This window comes from Mesorhizobium sp. M1D.F.Ca.ET.231.01.1.1 (assembly GCF_003999155.2).
Lineage (GTDB): Bacteria > Pseudomonadota > Alphaproteobacteria > Rhizobiales > Rhizobiaceae > Mesorhizobium.
The window spans coordinates 1-319 of sequence record NZ_RZOZ02000179.1 but is presented as its reverse complement, the minus strand read 5'-3'; the positions used below and the strand labels follow the sequence as shown (position 1 = coordinate 319).

Annotated in this window: 1 protein-coding gene; it reads right to left on the bottom strand. The window is 67.4% G+C overall.

Annotated features, from left to right (window positions below; genetic code table 11):
- The coding region (locus EN874_RS32850) for an SRPBCC family protein (RefSeq protein ID WP_281061465.1) at positions 1 to 319 on the bottom strand (319 nt) is incomplete at both ends.

Below are 319 nucleotides of genomic sequence, written 5' to 3'. Positions count from 1 at the left end.
GATGAACATCGAGGGCAGCGAGGTGGCGTAGGTCTGGCCGGCGGCGCGCTCGGCCGGCTTCAGGCCGGCAAAGACCGGGCCATGGACACGCCCGTCGCGCGACCACGTCTCGGCGCCGGCGCGCAGGCCGCCGGAAAACTCCGGCGCGTCATTGTCGGCATGGCGCGCCCATTCCGGATCGTCATGCCTTGCCATCAGGCCGCGGCCATAGATCGGCACCAGCCGCGACAGGTCCCTGTGCACGCCCGGGCAGTGCAGGCATTCGTTGAAGTTCTCCCAGAAGATTTTCCAGTTGCAGTTCATCACCTTGCTGAGCCGG